Here is a 432-nt window from a genome sequence, read left to right as displayed (position 1 = left end):
ACGATGTTGACGACCTTGCCCTTGTAGACCTTGCCCACTTCGGCTTCCTCGACGATGCCCTTGATCCACTTGATCGCGGCTTCGATCTGCGCGGTGTCGGACGAGCTGATCTTGATCAGGCCCTCATCGTCAATGTCGACCTTGGCGCCGGTCTGCGCGACGATCTCGCGGATCACCTTGCCGCCGGTGCCGATCACTTCACGGATCTTGCTCTTGTCGATCTGCAGCGTCTCGATGCGCGGGGCATGGGCCGAGAGCTCGGTGCGGGTCGAGGCGAGCGCCTTGTTCATCTCACCCAGGATATGCGCACGGCCTTCCTTGGCCTGCTCCAAAGCCTTGCGCATGATCTCTTCGGTGATGCCGGCGATCTTGATGTCCATCTGCATCGTGGTGATGCCAGCTTCGGTGCCTGCGACCTTGACGTCCATGTCG

1 protein-coding gene is annotated in these 432 nt (G+C 60.9%); it reads right to left on the bottom strand.

Annotated elements, in window-relative coordinates:
- Positions 1 to 432: KH domain-containing protein (locus tag AACY49_RS31275; protein WP_339528221.1), on the bottom strand; the 432-nt coding region annotated here is incomplete at both ends.

Source organism: Pseudomonas sp. EL_65y_Pfl2_R96 (assembly GCF_963970905.1).
Taxonomy (GTDB): Bacteria; Pseudomonadota; Gammaproteobacteria; order Pseudomonadales; family Pseudomonadaceae; genus Aquipseudomonas.
This window is presented reverse-complemented; position numbering and strand designations above follow the sequence as displayed.